Here is a 15,132-nt window from a genome sequence, read left to right on the forward strand (position 1 = left end):
ATGATTTGCCTTCGAATCTCCATCCCGCTCCAAGTCTTTACTTGGTCGCGCGTCCGGACGGAAAACCGGCTTTTAAGCAGCCCCGGCTTTGTGCGCCAAAGGATGCCTCGGCTGGTAGAGGCCAAGCGATCCGCCACTGGGAAGCGAGACATGCGTGAGCAGGCCCCAGCCTTCATCGGTGACCGAAGTGCATTCAACATCGTGCGATTTCAGCTCTTGGATTGTGGCATTGATGTCTTCGCACATGAGATAGACTTCGTGGCTGTCGTTTTCGGCGATCGGGTGAACAGCAATCTCGGCCGGCGGCAATGCGAAGATCAACCAGCCTTCGCCAGCATCGATTGCTGGAAAACGCAGAACATTGCGAAAAAATGCGCGGTCTGCCTCGGCATCCGTGCTGTAGATGATCATGTGTGCGCCGGAAATCATGGCTCCTTACCTCCCTGAAAGTGATGCGAACAAGCTATTGCCGTTGCAAACGACGTTTCGGCGCTACCGCCGTCCACACAGCCGCTCGATATCGACAAGCTTTAGTTAGATATAGGTCGGTCGGCCGTGATTGCAGGTGCCGGAACCCGGCGTTGCTTCCATCTGGCGGAGCAGTGCTTTCATTTCTTCCGGCCGAAGCTGCCGGCCGAGCGCACCGAGCGGTGGCACGCCATGGTAGCGGCGATTTTGTCGAAACGCTGCTTCAGCGTATTGGGTGTGTCAGTCTCGGCGATCTCGTCGGCAAGATCGCCGAGCCTTGGCCGCCGCACCGTTTATCGAAAAGTGAGGCGACTGGGTACCACTCGGCCGGCGCAGAGAGCATTTCCGACGATATTCAACCTCTCGCCCCGGGGGAAACTTCAAGGGCAATCGTGACTCTGAGCTGCCCCTTTCATCAGTCTATTTCGCTGCCCGGTAGTTGACAGTCGCAGCAACCAGCGCTGATGACACCTTCTCCAGCCGTTCAAATGGGCGCGTCAAAATTCAGAGGCCCGCCCAGCAGCGGCACCCGCTCATTGGCTGCCGATCACCATGCGATTGCCCTCGCTGTCGCGAAATTCCGCCACCGTGCGGCCTGGCTGCCAGGGCGCCTCCTGCGGTTCGGTGATGATCTCGACGCCGCCCGCCTTCAGAGCGGCGATCGTGGCCTCGACATCGTCGTCGACCAGCACCAGCACCGGCTCCGCGCCTGGCGTGTCGTCGGCGCGCCTCACGAAATGCAGGTTCGTGACAGCGCCGGGAAATGTCAGCTCGATCCAGCGCCAGCCGCTATCGCCCATCTTCTCGTCGGCCGCGACCTTGCAGGCGAAATGCCTGGTGTAAAACGCCCTGGCGCGGTCCTGGTCGAATACTGGCAATTCGGCAAACTGGATGTGCATGGTCGTCTCTCCTGCTCCTCGATAGCTGCTGCGTAGCCGTCCACAGGTGGAAGACGATCCGGGCGGCCGAAAAGATTCATAGCCTGTGAGAATCTTTTCGGGAACGCCAAACGTCTTCTGCTCAGACCAACCAATCAGGAGACGAACCATGGGCTACAAACTCATTCGCTACAGCGTAAAAGACACCGCGCTGGAAGAGAATCGCGCGCTGGTGGCAAAGGTATTCGAGGCGCTGGATGAGACGGCGCCGCAGAGCGTGCGCTATCTCGTGCTCGAACTGGACGACGGCGAGTTCATCCACGTCGTCGGCGAGGGAAATGAACCATCCGCGCTGACCGGGCTTGCGGCCTTCGAGGCGTTCACGCAAAACCATGCGGGGCGACGCTCTACCCCGGTCAAGCGATCGCCTGCCAGACTCATCGGCAACTACCATGTGCTTGAGGACGGCAAAGCCGGATAGAATGGACGCCATGATCCCTCAAAAATTCGACCGGCCGGCGCTGGAGGCGATGCTCTCAGGGTTGCGTCCCAAACTGCACCGCTACTGCGCCCGCATGGCCGGTTCGGTGATCGACGGCGAGGACATCGTGCAGGAGACGCTGCTGAAGGCGCTGCAGGCGGTCGACGGTAGCCTGGCGATCGAGCGGCCCGAGCAATGGCTGTTTCGCATCGCCCACAATGCCGCGCAGGACCATCTGCGCCGGCGCCATCGGGAAAGGTCGCGCATGACCGAGACCGACATGACCACGATCGAGGATTCTTCCGGCAGCGCCGACAGCAGGCTCGCCGCGGCGACCGGCCTGCGCAGCTTCATGCAGCTTTCGGTGGCGCAGCGCGGCGCCGTGATCCTGGTCGACGTGCTCGGCCTTTCCCTGCACGAGACCTGCGAGGTGACCGGTGCGACGCTGGCCGCGACCAAGGCGGCGCTGCATCGCGGGCGGGCGCAGCTGCGCATATTGGCAGCCGAGCCCGAACAGGTGGCCGCGCCCAGGCTCGACGCCGATGACGAGCGGCGGCTGCGCCGCTATGTCGACCTGTTCAATGCGCGCGACTTCGACGCGGTCAGGGCGCTGATCGCCGAGGATATCCAGCTCGAACTCGTCAACCGCCTCCGCCTGCGCGGCAAGGCCGAAGTGTCGACCTATTTCGGCAATTACGACCGCATAAGCGACTGGACGCTATCGCTGGGTCTTGTCGACGGCAGGCCGGCGATCCTGATCCGCAATCCGCAGGAGCCGGACGGCGCCGTCCGCGGCTTCATGCTGGTCGAATGGCGGGACGAGCGGGTCGTCCAGATCCGCGACTTCCGTTACGCGCCCTGGTGCCTGGTCGATGCGGAGATCAGCACGGTGGAGGGGTAGGGGAGGGCTGGAAATGGTGCGGAGATGGCGCGCGGAGGCGTCTGTCGGGGCATATTGTGTTCCTCAAATTGGCCTCCGGCCGCCCGGCTATCCGCGCCGGCCGCCGCGCCAGCCAGCCGGCGAGACGCCCGCGAGCTTCTTGAAGCTCCGGCTGAAGGCCGCTTCGGACTCGTAGCCGACATCACGTCCGACCGTCGAGACTTTGGCCAGCCCATCAGTGAGCAGTCGTGCGGCCAGTTGCACGCGCCATCGCGTGAGATATTGCATCGGTGGGCAGCCGACGAGACGCGTGAAGCGGGCCGCAAGGACTGACCGCGAGACGCCGGTTTCGCGAGCGAGTTCTTCAATTGTCCAGCCACGCGCCGGATGCTCGTGGACGAGCGCAACAGCCCTGCCTACGGCGGGGTCGCGCAAGCCGGCCAGCCAGCCGGTCTGCTCCGGCGGCAGTGCCTCAAGATAGCGGCGAACGACCTCAACGAACATCAGTTCGCTGAGGCGCAGGCGGATGCATTCAGCGCCAGGCCGTTGAACGGACACCTCTGCCAGCGTTAGCTCGATCAGCCGGTCGAGCAGATCGCTCGGTGCGCCGGCCGCACGCCGAATGCGTATCAGCGGAGGAAGGGCCCCGAGCAGAGGATTGAACGGCCGTGCATCGCAACCAAGAAAACCGCAGACATATCTTGTCAGGAGGGGGCCGTCGCCACCTTCGTTGACCACGAAAGGCAGTTGTCCAGCCGCCATGGCGCGAAAGAAATCGAGCGAATCTTCCGGGCTCAAACCTGATCGCACTCCGGGCGCACTGCACATTGCGTATGAATCCTCATGCGGGATCACAAGTATATCGCCTTCGGCAAACTCCATCGGCGAACCCTCATCGATGCTGACCGAGCCCGATCCCTGGGTGATTATGTGGTAGGAAATCACGTGTTGGGCGCGCGGCAGGATGAGATGGGCAAATGAATCCGCCCGCGGCACTTCCACACTCCAGGGCGAAGAGGCATCGACCCAGAAGAAAAGCGCGCCGGTGAGCTTTATCACGCGCAGCACATCTGAAAGCACATCCTTGTCCGGCACCGCCGAAGGTGCGGCATCGGCAACGGCCTCTTCCGGTGGCCGCCCAGGCGATGGCGCAAGAACGGACGCTGCGGCAAGCGATTGAGACGCTGGGTCATGGAGCGTGCCCATGGCCAAGTCTACTATGCGCCGGACAGCATATCCACCGCGCATCCCGTGCAGTCCATGCGATCAACGGAGGTCGGCCATGTCTACTTATTGCTTCTTCGACGTGCGTGAAATCACCGACCAAGCCAAAGTCGAGCAGTATCTGGCAGGGGTCTTTGCAACGGTTGAACAATATGGAGGGCGCTATTTGGTGCTGGGCGGGAAATCCGACCTTGTCGAAGGAGACTGGCAGCCGGTCTATCCGGTCATCGTCGAATTTGCCGACGCCGAGCATGCCAAGCGCTGGTACTCATCGCCTGAATACGAGCCGCTGAAGGCGCTTCGCGTCGCCGGAGCCCGATCCAACGCAGTGTTCCTTGAAGGTGCCACGCCGGGATCTGTGGACGCGGCGGTCCAGACCCACCGGGGTAAGACATCGAAAACTCCGGCTGAAATCTACGACTCACTGTTCGTTCCAGCGCTGTTCCGACAATGGGGGCCCATCGTCGCCGCCGAGGCGCGAATAGGGAGGGGCGACCGCGTCATCGACATCGCCTGCGGTACGGGTGTGCTGGCGCTCGCGGCCCTCGACCGCGTTCGCGCGGAGGGCAAGGTGGTCGGGCTTGACCCCAATCCCGATATGCTTTGCGTTGCCCGCCGCAAAAGCACTCGCATCGACTGGCGAGAAGGGCGCGCCGAGCAGATTCCTTTCCCGCATGAAAGCTTCGACGCCGCAGTCAGCCAGTTCGGCCTGATGTTCTTCGAGGATCGAGCAGCCGGACTGCGGGAAATGCTGCGCGTGGTTAAGACCGGCGGCCGGCTCGCCGTCGCGGTCTGCGACTCGCTCGACGAGTCGCCAGGCTATGCCGCAGTGGCGGCTATGCTTGAACGGCTGTTTGGAAGCGACGTTGCGAACGCGTTCCGCGCGCCCTTTGCTCTCGGCAATGCGGAGTTACTGCTCTCGCTCTGCGCGAAGGCAGGCATAGAGCGTGCCGAGGTGAAGCGGCACCGCGGAACGGTCCGTTTTGCCTCGATCGAGTCGCTGATCTCGACTGAAAGAGCCTGCATCTGGAACGTTGGGCGGGCTTTTGGACAACGAGCAGTTTAAGCGGCTTCTGGAGGAGGCCGAGCGGGCACTCATGCCTTTCGTGACAGCGGTCGGCGCCGTCGCTTTCGACATGCCGGCGCTCGTCATCACGGCATCCAAGGACTGACGCTGGGGGCCGATTTCCAGTATTCCGGCCGTCCCATGTCCCCATGGACGAGACGAATCGCAACAGTCCACCCGAAGCGGTCGTTCCGGGCATCTACGATGCGCGTCTATTTTGCCTGCCGAAGCGGACCTGAAGATTGCTTGGACAACCAGTCTGCGATCAGGCGCTGCCTGCTTCACCTTCCCGCGTGGTTCTTAGTCGACACGCACGCGGCGCGTCACCTGGCCATTGCTTTCCCAGTATGTGTGTTTCTTGGCAATCAAGGGATCGTCCATTGCCGGTTGAACTTGTCCCGTGGTGCTGACCGCGCGCGAGGTCACCGTGTGTTCGCCGGGAGAGGGATTTGCCCAATCCAGGGACCAAATCTTCCAGGCGTGTTCGGCCTCCTCACTGCGGTCAATGGTCGCCGATGCCCATGGCGCTTGATCGATTTGCACTTCGACCCGGTCGATCGGTGCCCCCCAAGCTGCCCCAATGATGCGGTAGTTTGAGTCTTTCCGGGTGACCTTCGCAGGCGCGGACTTTATCCGTGCCCGGCCGACTGAGTTCTCGGTCCACACAGTCTCGCCGTTGTGCTCTTCCTCCCGGATGGTGACATAGTCACGGGCCATCAGAAGGCTCATGAAGCGGGTGTCGCGAACCTCGATGCGCTCCAGCCACTTGACGTTGGCGATGCCGTACCAGCCTGGAGCAATCAGCCGCAGCGGAAAACCATTGGCCGGCGGCAAGGCCGTTCCGTTCATTTCATAGCAGAGAAGATTGTCGGGATTCATCGCGTCGGCGAGCGACATGCTGCGAGCGAAGTTCTGCTGCATCTTGACGTCGCGTATCGGGACCTCGCCCTTGTCAGTACCGAAAAAGACGACCTCGATGCCCTTCTCCATAACGCCGGCTTCCTCGAGGATCGGGGCGAGCGGCGTCCCAGCCCAGCGGGCATTGCCGATGCCGCCAGTAAAAAAGGGAAAACCGTGGTTGCCCGAGCATTCCACTGTGAAAACGACCTCCTGCCGCGGTCGCGCCCTGATGTCGGCGAGCGTCAATTTCAAGGGCTTCTTGACCAGGCCTCCGATCTCCATGGACCATGTCTTCTCGTCGATCGTTGGCCGGTTGAAATGCGAGATGCTGAAGAACTTGTGGTTTGGAGTTATCCAGCTATCCAAATCCTCCCAGACAAGCTGCTTCTGGATACCGACCGGATCGGGATTTTCGGTCGGCTGGTCCAGCCACGCAATAACCTCCTCGCTCGGCCGTGTTGGAAAAGCGTAAGCCCGACGCGAGGTATAGAGAGCAGCAATTGCGGCAAGAGCCGCGCTTCCTTGAACAAGAAGTTCTCTGCGCTGAAAATCAGGCATGTTGTTTACCTCCCAGTTGATCCGGAACGGGCTGCAACGTGCCTTAGGCCGTAGCCTGATCACGGATAGGCGACACAATATGAGGTCTGCCCAGCCGGAAGTATCCGGATAGGTCAGACAATCACCGACGCAAGTCAAGCATGTGAAGCATTGGACGAAACTCTCGCTTGGGTTTCGCATTTTTAAGGGTGCGCCTTTGAGAGGGAAGAGTCCAGGTGTATGATGATGGTCTAATATTTCGACATCAGGGAGGACAGCGTGACGTCTTGGGAAATCAAGGGACGCGAACTCGTCAATTGCACCTGCGAATATGGCTGCAACTGTCAATTCAATGCGTTGCCCGACAAAGGCCATTGCCATGCCGTTGCCGGCATTCAGATCGATGAGGGTCATCATGGCGAAACCGCTCTCGATGGCCTGCGGATCGCCGCGATCTTCAAATGGCCTGGCGCGATCCACGAAGGCAATGGCGAAGCCATCGCTTTCGTCGACGAGAATGCAACCGACCGGCAGCGTAACGCGCTGCTGCGCATCATGACCGGCCAGGACACCGACCCGTTCGCGACGATGTTCGCCGTCTACGCCTCAACCGTGACAAAAATGAATGAGCCGGTGTTCACGAAGATCGATCTCGACCTCGATATTGACGGCCGCAGGGGCCGCATCTTCGTCAAGGACTACATCGAAACGGTCGGCGAACCGATCCGCAACAAGGTGACGGGTGCGGACTCGCGCGCGCAGATCGTGTTGCCGAACGGCTTCGAATATGCGGTCGCCGAGATCGGCAGTGCTTCGAGCACAACCAGCGGCCCGGTTCAGGTGACCACGAAGGACAGTTACGGCCAGTTCGCGCGGCTGCATCTCAACAATCACGGGGTGGTGCGAGCCTGACGCCTCGCATGAACGGCGCGTCGCCACTGGAACGCCTGCTCAGACGCGACCGCGTCATCACGATTGCGGGCGTGGTGGCGCTGTGCCTGCTGGCCTGGCTTTACATCGTCGCCGGTGCAGGGCTCGGCATGAATGCGTGGGAGATGTCGAGGCTCGCGCTGTTCCCCCACCAGCAAACTGCCGGCGTGACCTCCGATATGCCCGGCATGGATATGTCTGGCATGAATATGTCTGGCATGGACATGCCCGGCATGGACATGAGCGCGATGGCCGCAGCGACGGAACCGCGGGTCTGGGGGGCCGCGAACTGGGCGCTGATGATCGCCATGTGGTGGGTCATGATGATCGCCATGATGTCGCCGAGCGCGGCGCCGACCATCCTGCTCTATGCGAGCGTGCATCGCCATGCGCTCGCACAGGGCCAGATCCAGGACAAGCTCGCGCCCACCGGCGTATTTATGGCAGGCTACCTCCTGGTCTGGCTGGGGTTCTCCGTTGCGGCGACCGCGTTGCATCGGCTGCTCGAACGCGAAGCCTTCGCTTCCGCGACGCTGATGAGCTCACAAAGCCGCTGGCTTTCAGCCATCGTCCTGATCGCCGCGGGCCTCTATCAGCTCTCGCCGCTCAAGAACGCCTGCCTGTCGCATTGCCGGGCACCGACGGCGTTCCTTGCCCGACACTGGCGTCCCCACGCACTCGGCGCGCTGCGTTTGGGCGCACTGCACGGGGCGTTTTGTGTCGGATGCTGCTGGATGCTGATGGCGTTGTTGTTCGTGGGGGGCATCATGAACCTGGTGTGGGTTGCCGGGCTCGCCATTCTGGTGCTGGTAGAAAAGGCGTTTCCTGCCGGCCAGCGGGTTGGCCGGGCGGCCGGCATCGTCCTGATCGCCTGGGGCGGCGCAACGCTTTTGGTCTGACGACCAGAAGACGCAGAAAATTTGCGAGCGGGTGCTGCCCTATCCGGTTGATGCCAAAAACCGGTGCACAACGAACTGGATCCAAGAACGTCATTCCGGCGATTTGCGACCAAGAGTAATCGCGGCTCACAATTCCTTTTCGGCCAGTTCGCGAAACGCGTCGGGGACCGAGCGCGACTGCCCAAGCGCGACCGAGGCATAGCCGACCGCCTCCCAGCCGAAGCGGTCGCGGATCTTGTCGATGGCGCGGTCGGCGGTCCAGCGCGCCGCGCCCTTCCTGGTGCCGGGGCGGCGGCGGTCGTCGTCGAGGCCGAGCGGCAGTTCCAGCTGCAGGGCCGGTTGCTTTTCCAGATGCGAGACGGCGATCGCCAGCAGCGAGATGGTCTTCTCGTGCGGATGATCGGCAAGCACCTTGCGCACCAGCGCCTCGGCGATCTCGGCCAGCATCGCGGTTGCCGAAATCGGCTGGTCGAGCGTGATCGAGCGCGTCACCGAGCGCAGATCGGCAAAGCGAACGCGAACCGTCACGGTGCGGCCGGGTCGTGATTTCGCCCGCAGCCTGGTGGCGACCCTGTCGGCCAGATGCAGCAGCGCCGGCACGAAGATTTTTGCCTCGGCCGGCTTCCTGCCGAGCGCCGATTGTGCGCCGGCCGATCGCGCCCGGCGCTGCGTCTCGAGCTTGCGCGGGTCGCGGTTCCAGGCCAGCGCGTTGAGTTTTTCGCCCGCCGCCGGCCCGAGCAGGCGCTCCAGCGACCAGCCAGGCGTTTTCGCCAGTTCGCCGATGGTGCGCACACCGATGCCGGCCAGCCGCTCCCTGGTGACCGGGCCGACGCCCCACATCAGCTCGACCGGCAGATCGTGCAGGAACTCCAACTCGTGGCGTGGATCGACGACCACCAGCCCGTCGGGCTTGGCCACTTGCGAGGCGATCTTGGCCAGGTGCTTGGTGCGCGCCACGCCGACCGAGATCGGCAGACCGAGCTCCGCCCGCACGCGGCGGCGGATGGTTGTGGCGATCTCGGCCGGCGGACCGAACAGATGGGTGCAGCCGGCGACGTCGGCGAAGGCCTCGTCGATGGAGATCCGCTCGACCATCGGCGTGAAATCGCCAAGCACTTTGATGGCCGCGTCGCCGAGCCACTGATAATCCTTGAAATGGCCGCCGACGAAAATCAGCCCGGGGCAGAGTTCCCGGGCGCGCCGCCCCGGCATGCCGCCACGCACGCCAAAAGCCTTGGCCTCATAGGACGCGGCCAGCACGACGCCGCCGCCGACGGCGATCGGCTTGCCGCGCAGGGCCGGGTCGAGCAACTGTTCGACCGAGGCATAGAAGGCATCCAGATCCGCGTGGAGGATGTTGGCTTCCATCCGGCCCGTTCGCCCGCGGCGGTTCGAACGCCGCATGTCTTGAGGTTTGTATGGAACATAAAGAGAACATTGCGGGTGGATTGTCAAGGAGCGTGGAGGGCAGGCGGAGGGCAATCGCTTCGGGTTTGCGCTGCCCCTCATCGCCCTGCCGGGCACTTCTCCCCGTATAGGGACGGGGAGAAGGACGCTCTCATCGATGGTTTCGCCAATCACCAACGTTGCAGGAAAGTGCCGAGGTTGCGGACAGCCCCTTCGCCCCGTCACTATACGGGGAGAAGGTGCCGGCAGGCGGATGAGGGGCAGCGCCGACTTCGGCAATCAGCCAATCGCGCGCTACAGCGCCATCTTGTAGCCGAGATGGCTGGCGGTGAAACCGAGGCCCTCGTAGAAAGCGTGCGCCTCCCGTCGGCTCTTGTCGGTCGTGAGCTGGACGAAGCTGCAGCCGCGCGAACGGCATTCTTCAACCGCCCATTCGATCATCTGCTTGCCGACGCCGCGAGACCGCCATTGCCGCGCGACGCGAACGCCTTCGATCTGGCCGCGCCAGGCGCCTTTCCTCGAAATGCCCGGGATGAAGCTGAGCTGCAGGGTTCCGATCACTTGCCTGGCTTCGACAGCCACGGCCAGCAGCTGGTTGGGATCGGCATCGATTGCCTGAAAGGCATCGAGATAGGACGGCGCGAGCGGCGTCGACGGGTCTTCCCGGCCGGCGCCAAGCGCATCGTCGGCGAGCAGTGCGACAATCGCCGGCAGATCGGGCGCTTGTGCGCGACGGAACTCGAGCTCGCTCATCGAGGGGAGACATACGGTGCGGTGTCGGCGACGGCAAGTGCGGTCCGGCCATTCACGATATGTGCGTCGCGGTGCGGGCGACCGGCGCCAGGCATTCGCGGCTGATGGCGTCGGCGACCTCCAGCTTACGCCGCCTGCCGTGCCCAGATGCGGTGGCCGTAGCGGCGAAAGAAGCGCGCCAGGAGCCGCTGCTGCCTGGCGCGGGCGAGATCGGCGCCGCGCCTTTCCTGGCGCCAGCGTGGCATGTTGCGAAACAGCGCAATGAAGCGGGCGGCGTCCTCGATCGCCTCCCCGGCCGACTGCGCCGGGCGGATCGCCGCCAGGAACAGCGCCTCGCCATGCTTCAGCCGGTCGACAATCGCTTTGCGCTGGTCATGGCCCAGACGGCCCTTGCCTATGCCGTCGTGGCGGATGGCGGCGAAGGACGCCAGCATGGCCGGGCTGTCGCCAGTATAGCCGCAATCGCGGGCGAACTGGGCGGAGAGAGCGTCCATCTTCGTCTCCTTGTTGGCGGCCGCGACGGATGCCCGGTCCTGCCGCCTATCCGATCGTCCGCGGCGGCGTTATCCGTCGATACGATATATAAGCATAACTCAAAAATTGACACAAGTTAAACTTTTGCATGGTGTGAGCGGAACTGACTCGACTCTTCGGGAAAAACCCCTAATGATGTGAACAAAACAGGAACTGAGGCGCTAGGGACGATGGCATTGCCGGGCAAGGAAGCGACGATCGCCGAGGTCGTCTCGATCGCGGTCGAGTGTATCGATTGCGGCCGCAACAGATGGTGGAAGCCGGCGGAGCTCAAGCGCTTCGGGGTGACCGCGCAGACGCCGCTGGCGGCGCTTTCGGGGCGCCTTCGCTGCTCGGCCTGCCGCGCCGACGGGCTGCCGGGCGCGGCGATCTCGATCCAGGCGGCGTTCATCGACGAGCAGCAGCAGCGCCGCGCCGAAGCGCGAATGCTTGGCGAGCGCGAGATTCCGCTGGAGAGATCCAGGCGGGCTTGATGGCGGAGACGCCCTCTCCCCGCAGGGCAGGGCTATCGCAGGTGGAAAGCCGAGGCATTCGCTCTACGATGTACCCCACCCCTAACCCCTCCCCACAAGGGGGAGGGAGACTTCCGTTGGCGCTGACCTCGGCAAATTGCCTGCCTTTCGGCGCCAAGGGGAAAGTAAAGGCGCGCGGCAGCGTTCCCTCCCCCTTGTGGGGAGGGTTAGGGTGGGGGTCCATCTTCGCAAGAATCCAAATGCGATTGCCCTGCCCCACAGGGGGAGAAGGGAGCGCGCTCCGCCGCCGCCCTAGTACCCCAGCAGTTCCTTGAGCGGGATGACGCGCCAGACGTGTTGGATTGCGTAGCGGTTGAAGGTCAGCGTCTTCGGCGGATTGTACTGCTCGACGACCAGCTCGGCGGCGGTGCGCTTGACCAGTTTTTTGATGAAAGCCTTGCCGTTGCGCTCGTGTTCCTCGGGGAACATCTCGATCACCACGTGGTCGCCGGGCACGGCGTCGCGGCCGCCGCAATAGAGCATCTCGCCGGGCTCGTAGCGCGGCACCATCGAGTCGGAGAGCACATGCAGCGCGAACACCTTGCGCAAATGGGCGATGCCGGGCGGACGCTGGACATAGCCGGCGACCTCGCCGTTGAAGGTGAAGTCGCCGTCGTCGCCGCCGACCGCTGCACCCAGAAGCTCGATGTCCATCGGGCCGGCGGGCAGGGCGGCGTCGGTGACGATCTCGGCGTCGGCGACATTGTCGGCGTCGTCGAGGAAGACGACTTCGCCCTTGCCGAGCGCCACCGGGTCGACGCGCAGGAAGGCGGCGGTCTTCAAAAGGTTCTCGGTTTTTGGCAGGTTGCGGCCGGTTTCCCAATTGCCGACGGCGGCGACGTCGGTGTCGTTGTGCTCGGCAATGTGGCGCATCACCAGGCCGCGCTGCTTGCGCGCCTTGCGGATCGCCGCCCCGACCTTGATCGACAATGAGGTTTTCGCCATGGCGGCCATCTGAAACATAAGAATCGGTTTCGTCCATGAAAGAATGGCTTGCATAAATTTTTGAGTTATGCTTATATGCAGCCATGCACAAGCCACGTCGCCCCATCCCGTTTTCCCATCCGTCCCGGCTGCCCTCCTCCCCGGCCGGGACGAAGCCCGAGGCTAGCGCCTCGGCTCCGGTCACCCTGCCGTCATCGCAGGCTACCGGAACGGCCGGAGCCGTTCCCCGTACGGCTCCGGCCACGAATTTCCGCAAGTGCAATGCCGGCCTTTCGTGCATCCGCACCGAGGACGGCACGGTCATCGTCTTCGACCGGTGCACGGGCAGGGCGGTTTCCGGCGCCACAAGCGAGGCGGCCGAGGCGAAGCTCGGCCGCCGGAGTTGCGTCCCTCTCCCTGTGCCGGCAGGCGGGGCGGCACCATCGCTGGGCTGCTCGGGCAGTGCCGGCAATGACTTGGGGAGAGGCAATCGGCGACGTCGCGCTGCCCCTCACCTGCCTGCCGGCATCCTCTCCCCGTGAACGGGGAGAGGGACGCAGCTTCGGCATCTACTCAACCTTTCAATGGATCAACATCATGCCCGTCTATACCGACACGGAATTGCAAAGCATCGCCCGCACCCCGGCCAGGCTGGCGCCGCCGGTCTGGCTGCCGCAGCGCCAGTTCGTGCGCGAGATCCACGGGCCCGAGACCCTCAAGGTGCCGGCACCGCGCGCCGTTGCAGCCGTCGGGCGCCCGCCGCATGTCGCGGCCATGCGCTTCATCGACTGCCTGTTCAACCGCTGCCGCGCGCCGCTCGATCTGACGCTGGAGGAAGATCCCGAAAACGACGCGCCGGGCAGCCGGCCGGCACTGGACATGCTGTGCTGCGGCCTGCGCACGCGGCCGCTGAAAAGCTACTGCGCCTATCACGCGGCACGCTTCTGCGACCATCGCCGTACGGCTCTCGCGGATGCAGCGTGAGCGGCATCGGTCGAGATTCTTCTCGCCAAGCACGGCGGCCTGGTTCCTCTCCCCCACTGCGTGGGGGCGAGGAACCCAGGTTCTGCAAAGGCAGAAAATCAAACGAGGAGACTGTCCATGAGCAAGAAGACCGCCAAGGTCAAGGCGCCGAAGGCACCCAAACTGGCAAAAGGCGAGGCCGTGCAGGTGCGCATCCGCAAGGAGGTCGGCCATGATTTCGCGCTGAAGGACGACGCCTTCGGCCGCAAGCGGCTGGCGACCGGCACGCTGGAGGCGAAGCGCATCTATGAGGTTTCCAATGACAGCTCGACCGGCGGCATTGTGCGGGTGCGCAATGTCGACCCGCTCACCGGCATCACCTCGCTGTCGTGCCAGCAGCGCGAGGCGGGTATGCGCTACCGCGAGGATTTTCGCGTCTCGGCGCAGGACGGCGTCAGGCCGATGGCGCTGACCGAGCGCGTCGACGGTGGCCGCATCGGCGGCGGCGTTGCCGACCGCATCCTGTCCGCCGGCCGCTCTTATGCCGACGCCACCAGGGCGCTTGCGCATTGGGAGGTGTCGGGCGTGGTGCAAAAAGTCTGCTGCGCCGGCGAAACGGTAAAAAGCCTGGCCGAACAGACCGGCGAGCCGCGGGATGTGGTCTCTAAACTGCTCAAGATCGGGCTGGATTTGTTGGCGGTGCATTACGGGATGATGCTGATGCGGCGGCCGCGGGGGTAGAGGGCAAACGGGGCGGGCGCTATGAAATTGTCATGCCATCAGAGGCTGCCTACCTGACCAAGAGATGTGAGGGTTGGCAATGCGTTTCATGGGCGTTGTTTTGGGGGCAATCTTAGCGATCGTCGGCATTGTTGCGGCAGCGGCGGCTGTGTCCAGCACCCATCCGATTTTTAATGTCTCGCTTGTTTTTGCGCTCTTGTTTGCCGCCGCAGTGCTATGGGCTCATCTAAAGCCCCAGAAGCGAATGTAGCTAAGCCGCATCCTGATTTTCGGGGCGCGCAGCGGGCCTCGATCGGCCAGCGTCCTCCAATTGAAGGGCGCGGGCTTCTCGACGGCCTGTTACGGTGCGCCATTGCTGGTAGATCGCCATGCCAAAGCCACCGCTAGACCCTCATTTCGCAGACGTGGCGCCGACGTCTTCGGTGCTGACCGCGTATGACGAGCACTGCATGCTGACTTACATGCGGCTGCTCGATGCTTCGGCGGACGGCGCCGATTGGCGTGAGGTCGCCCGCAGCGTTCTGCATATTGATCCGAACCAGGAGCCGGAACGGGCATTCCGGGCCTGGGCGACGCATCTGGCGCGTGCCCGCTGGATGACCGGGAATAAGGGTTGGCGCCAATCAGCACGATGAACTGGCGTGGATGACGCCGGGCATTTCCGTGGAACTGCCGTCCCGGTTTGCCCGTTTAGATAGGAAACCAACTGGGAAGCGCTCGATGAACCGTTGGCAAATCAACAGGTTAGAGGCGTGCTGCCTTCTTGCCGTTCCGCTGTCGATGATCCTTACGGTTCTGATAGCGGGTTTCATCCTTGGCTGAATTCCCCGCTGCACTGTCCAGTAAACCCGCTGCACAGTCCAGTGAAGCAGACTCTTCCCGGCGCGTCATGGCATGGGGCAAACGCGGGTTGGGCCTCTACCTTGGCATTCTGCGACGATCAGGCGCCGTGGCGGGCCTCGCTCACCGATACTTAACTTATAGGGGACTGTTAAGAGACAGGATTAACGCGTATGTGCGAGCTAGGGTTAACAA

The 15,132-nt window shown here is 63.2% G+C and carries 18 protein-coding genes and 1 pseudogene; 10 read left to right on the forward strand and 9 right to left on the reverse strand.

The window, feature by feature from the left end; translation table 11 throughout:
• Positions 1-72 precede the first annotated feature (72 nt).
• The 3 genes and pseudogenes from AC0L3L_RS26530 to AC0L3L_RS26540 form a co-directional block, all read right to left on the reverse strand.
• Complete coding sequence (locus AC0L3L_RS26530) at positions 73-411, reverse strand: VOC family protein (protein ID WP_473639913.1); 339 nt, start codon at positions 409-411, stop codon at positions 73-75.
• Between the two features lie 123 nt (positions 412-534).
• Positions 535-737 (reverse strand): annotated as a pseudogene (locus tag AC0L3L_RS26535) (DNA mismatch repair endonuclease MutL); the annotation flags it as partial.
• A 264-nt stretch (positions 738-1,001) separates the two neighbouring features.
• Positions 1,002-1,367: a VOC family protein gene (locus AC0L3L_RS26540; RefSeq protein WP_473527888.1), complete on the reverse strand. Its 366-nt coding sequence runs from the start codon at positions 1,365-1,367 to the stop codon at positions 1,002-1,004.
• A gap of 148 nt (positions 1,368-1,515) precedes the next feature.
• On the opposite strand from AC0L3L_RS26540, the gene AC0L3L_RS26545 reads away from it, so the two are divergent.
• Both AC0L3L_RS26545 and AC0L3L_RS26550 read left to right on the forward strand, forming a co-directional pair.
• Positions 1,516-1,827: a hypothetical protein gene (locus AC0L3L_RS26545; protein ID WP_473639915.1), complete on the forward strand. Its 312-nt coding sequence runs from the start codon at positions 1,516-1,518 to the stop codon at positions 1,825-1,827.
• A 10-nt stretch (positions 1,828-1,837) separates the two neighbouring features.
• Positions 1,838-2,728, forward strand: coding sequence for a sigma-70 family RNA polymerase sigma factor (locus AC0L3L_RS26550; RefSeq protein WP_473639916.1), 891 nt, complete (start codon positions 1,838-1,840; stop codon positions 2,726-2,728).
• 87 nt (positions 2,729-2,815) lie between these two features.
• On the opposite strand, the gene AC0L3L_RS26555 is transcribed toward AC0L3L_RS26550, so the two are convergent.
• A complete protein-coding gene (locus AC0L3L_RS26555) occupies positions 2,816-3,913 on the reverse strand; it encodes an AraC family transcriptional regulator (RefSeq protein WP_473489787.1) in 1,098 nt (365 codons plus the stop codon).
• A 76-nt stretch (positions 3,914-3,989) separates the two neighbouring features.
• Between AC0L3L_RS26555 and AC0L3L_RS26560 the strand changes: the two genes are divergently transcribed.
• Together AC0L3L_RS26560 and AC0L3L_RS26565 are read left to right on the forward strand one after the other, a co-directional pair.
• The gene (locus AC0L3L_RS26560) at positions 3,990-4,997 is read left to right on the forward strand and encodes a DUF1330 domain-containing protein (RefSeq protein ID WP_473639918.1); all 1,008 of its coding nucleotides are present in this window, start codon (positions 3,990-3,992) and stop codon (positions 4,995-4,997) included.
• Positions 4,978-5,103: a hypothetical protein gene (locus tag AC0L3L_RS26565; protein ID WP_473639920.1), complete on the forward strand. Its 126-nt coding sequence runs from the start codon at positions 4,978-4,980 to the stop codon at positions 5,101-5,103. Before AC0L3L_RS26560 ends, AC0L3L_RS26565 begins: the two co-directional genes overlap by 20 nt.
• Positions 5,104-5,297: 194 nt before the next feature.
• Here the strand turns inward: AC0L3L_RS26565 and AC0L3L_RS26570 are convergent, their stop codons facing one another.
• The gene (locus tag AC0L3L_RS26570) at positions 5,298-6,455 is read right to left on the reverse strand and encodes a sulfite oxidase (protein WP_473639921.1); all 1,158 of its coding nucleotides are present in this window, start codon (positions 6,453-6,455) and stop codon (positions 5,298-5,300) included.
• 258 nt (positions 6,456-6,713) lie between these two features.
• Here AC0L3L_RS26570 and AC0L3L_RS26575 point away from each other — a divergent pair, with 258 nt between their 5' ends.
• Positions 6,714-7,346 (forward strand): DUF1326 domain-containing protein, encoded by a 633-nt coding sequence (locus tag AC0L3L_RS26575; RefSeq protein ID WP_473489790.1) that lies wholly within the window; start codon positions 6,714-6,716, stop codon positions 7,344-7,346.
• Between the two features lie 8 nt (positions 7,347-7,354).
• Complete coding sequence (locus AC0L3L_RS26580; protein WP_473639923.1) at positions 7,355-8,263, forward strand: DUF2182 domain-containing protein; 909 nt, start codon at positions 7,355-7,357, stop codon at positions 8,261-8,263.
• Positions 8,264-8,389: 126 nt separating this feature from the next.
• On the opposite strand, the gene dinB is transcribed toward AC0L3L_RS26580, so the two are convergent.
• The 3 genes from dinB to AC0L3L_RS26595 form a co-directional block, all read right to left on the reverse strand.
• Positions 8,390-9,631 (reverse strand): DNA polymerase IV, encoded by a 1,242-nt coding sequence (dinB, locus tag AC0L3L_RS26585; protein ID WP_473639925.1) that lies wholly within the window; start codon positions 9,629-9,631, stop codon positions 8,390-8,392.
• A 333-nt stretch (positions 9,632-9,964) separates the two neighbouring features.
• A complete protein-coding gene (locus AC0L3L_RS26590) occupies positions 9,965-10,423 on the reverse strand; it encodes a GNAT family N-acetyltransferase (protein WP_473639927.1) in 459 nt (152 codons plus the stop codon).
• Positions 10,424-10,548: 125 nt separating this feature from the next.
• Positions 10,549-10,917 carry a hypothetical protein gene (locus AC0L3L_RS26595; RefSeq protein ID WP_473639929.1) on the reverse strand — a complete coding sequence of 123 codons (369 nt, stop codon included), beginning with the start codon at positions 10,915-10,917 and terminating at the stop codon, positions 10,549-10,551.
• A 210-nt stretch (positions 10,918-11,127) separates the two neighbouring features.
• Between AC0L3L_RS26595 and AC0L3L_RS26600 the strand changes: the two genes are divergently transcribed.
• Positions 11,128-11,430 (forward strand): hypothetical protein, encoded by a 303-nt coding sequence (locus AC0L3L_RS26600; protein ID WP_123148021.1) that lies wholly within the window; start codon positions 11,128-11,130, stop codon positions 11,428-11,430.
• A 291-nt stretch (positions 11,431-11,721) separates the two neighbouring features.
• On the opposite strand, the gene AC0L3L_RS26605 is transcribed toward AC0L3L_RS26600, so the two are convergent.
• Positions 11,722-12,423, reverse strand: coding sequence for an XRE family transcriptional regulator (locus AC0L3L_RS26605; RefSeq protein ID WP_473640006.1), 702 nt, complete (start codon positions 12,421-12,423; stop codon positions 11,722-11,724).
• A gap of 441 nt (positions 12,424-12,864) precedes the next feature.
• On the opposite strand from AC0L3L_RS26605, the gene AC0L3L_RS26610 reads away from it, so the two are divergent.
• From AC0L3L_RS26610 to AC0L3L_RS26620, 3 genes are all read left to right on the forward strand, one after another.
• A complete protein-coding gene (locus tag AC0L3L_RS26610) occupies positions 12,865-13,377 on the forward strand; it encodes a hypothetical protein (protein ID WP_473527881.1) in 513 nt (170 codons plus the stop codon).
• Between the two features lie 117 nt (positions 13,378-13,494).
• A complete protein-coding gene (locus AC0L3L_RS26615; protein WP_473639931.1) occupies positions 13,495-14,097 on the forward strand; it encodes a DUF6456 domain-containing protein in 603 nt (200 codons plus the stop codon).
• A 368-nt stretch (positions 14,098-14,465) separates the two neighbouring features.
• Complete coding sequence (locus tag AC0L3L_RS26620) at positions 14,466-14,732, forward strand: DUF2285 domain-containing protein (protein WP_473527878.1); 267 nt, start codon at positions 14,466-14,468, stop codon at positions 14,730-14,732.
• Positions 14,733-15,132 lie beyond the last annotated feature (400 nt).

It is taken from the genome of Mesorhizobium sp. WSM4849, from assembly GCF_055811385.1.

Excerpts from the sequence above, each read along its gene's own strand:
- AC0L3L_RS26530 (WP_473639913.1), bottom strand. The coding sequence starts at position 411 with ATGATCATCTACAGCACGGATGCCGAGGCAGACCGCGCATTTTTTCGC.
- AC0L3L_RS26540 (WP_473527888.1), bottom strand. The coding sequence starts at position 1,367 with ATGCACATCCAGTTTGCCGAATTGCCAGTATTCGACCAGGACCGCGCC.
- AC0L3L_RS26545 (WP_473639915.1), top strand. The coding sequence starts at position 1,516 with ATGGGCTACAAACTCATTCGCTACAGCGTAAAAGACACCGCGCTGGAA.
- AC0L3L_RS26550 (WP_473639916.1), top strand. The coding sequence starts at position 1,838 with ATGATCCCTCAAAAATTCGACCGGCCGGCGCTGGAGGCGATGCTCTCA.
- AC0L3L_RS26555 (WP_473489787.1), bottom strand. The coding sequence starts at position 3,913 with ATGGGCACGCTCCATGACCCAGCGTCTCAATCGCTTGCCGCAGCGTCC.
- AC0L3L_RS26560 (WP_473639918.1), top strand. The coding sequence starts at position 3,990 with ATGTCTACTTATTGCTTCTTCGACGTGCGTGAAATCACCGACCAAGCC.
- AC0L3L_RS26570 (WP_473639921.1), bottom strand. The coding sequence starts at position 6,455 with ATGCCTGATTTTCAGCGCAGAGAACTTCTTGTTCAAGGAAGCGCGGCT.
- AC0L3L_RS26580 (WP_473639923.1), top strand. The coding sequence starts at position 7,355 with ATGAACGGCGCGTCGCCACTGGAACGCCTGCTCAGACGCGACCGCGTC.
- dinB (WP_473639925.1), bottom strand. The coding sequence starts at position 9,631 with ATGGAAGCCAACATCCTCCACGCGGATCTGGATGCCTTCTATGCCTCG.
- AC0L3L_RS26590 (WP_473639927.1), bottom strand. The coding sequence starts at position 10,423 with ATGAGCGAGCTCGAGTTCCGTCGCGCACAAGCGCCCGATCTGCCGGCG.
- AC0L3L_RS26595 (WP_473639929.1), bottom strand. The coding sequence starts at position 10,917 with ATGGACGCTCTCTCCGCCCAGTTCGCCCGCGATTGCGGCTATACTGGC.
- AC0L3L_RS26600 (WP_123148021.1), top strand. The coding sequence starts at position 11,128 with ATGGCATTGCCGGGCAAGGAAGCGACGATCGCCGAGGTCGTCTCGATC.
- AC0L3L_RS26605 (WP_473640006.1), bottom strand. The coding sequence starts at position 12,423 with ATGGCCGCCATGGCGAAAACCTCATTGTCGATCAAGGTCGGGGCGGCG.
- AC0L3L_RS26610 (WP_473527881.1), top strand. The coding sequence starts at position 12,865 with ATGACTTGGGGAGAGGCAATCGGCGACGTCGCGCTGCCCCTCACCTGC.
- AC0L3L_RS26615 (WP_473639931.1), top strand. The coding sequence starts at position 13,495 with ATGAGCAAGAAGACCGCCAAGGTCAAGGCGCCGAAGGCACCCAAACTG.
- AC0L3L_RS26620 (WP_473527878.1), top strand. The coding sequence starts at position 14,466 with ATGCCAAAGCCACCGCTAGACCCTCATTTCGCAGACGTGGCGCCGACG.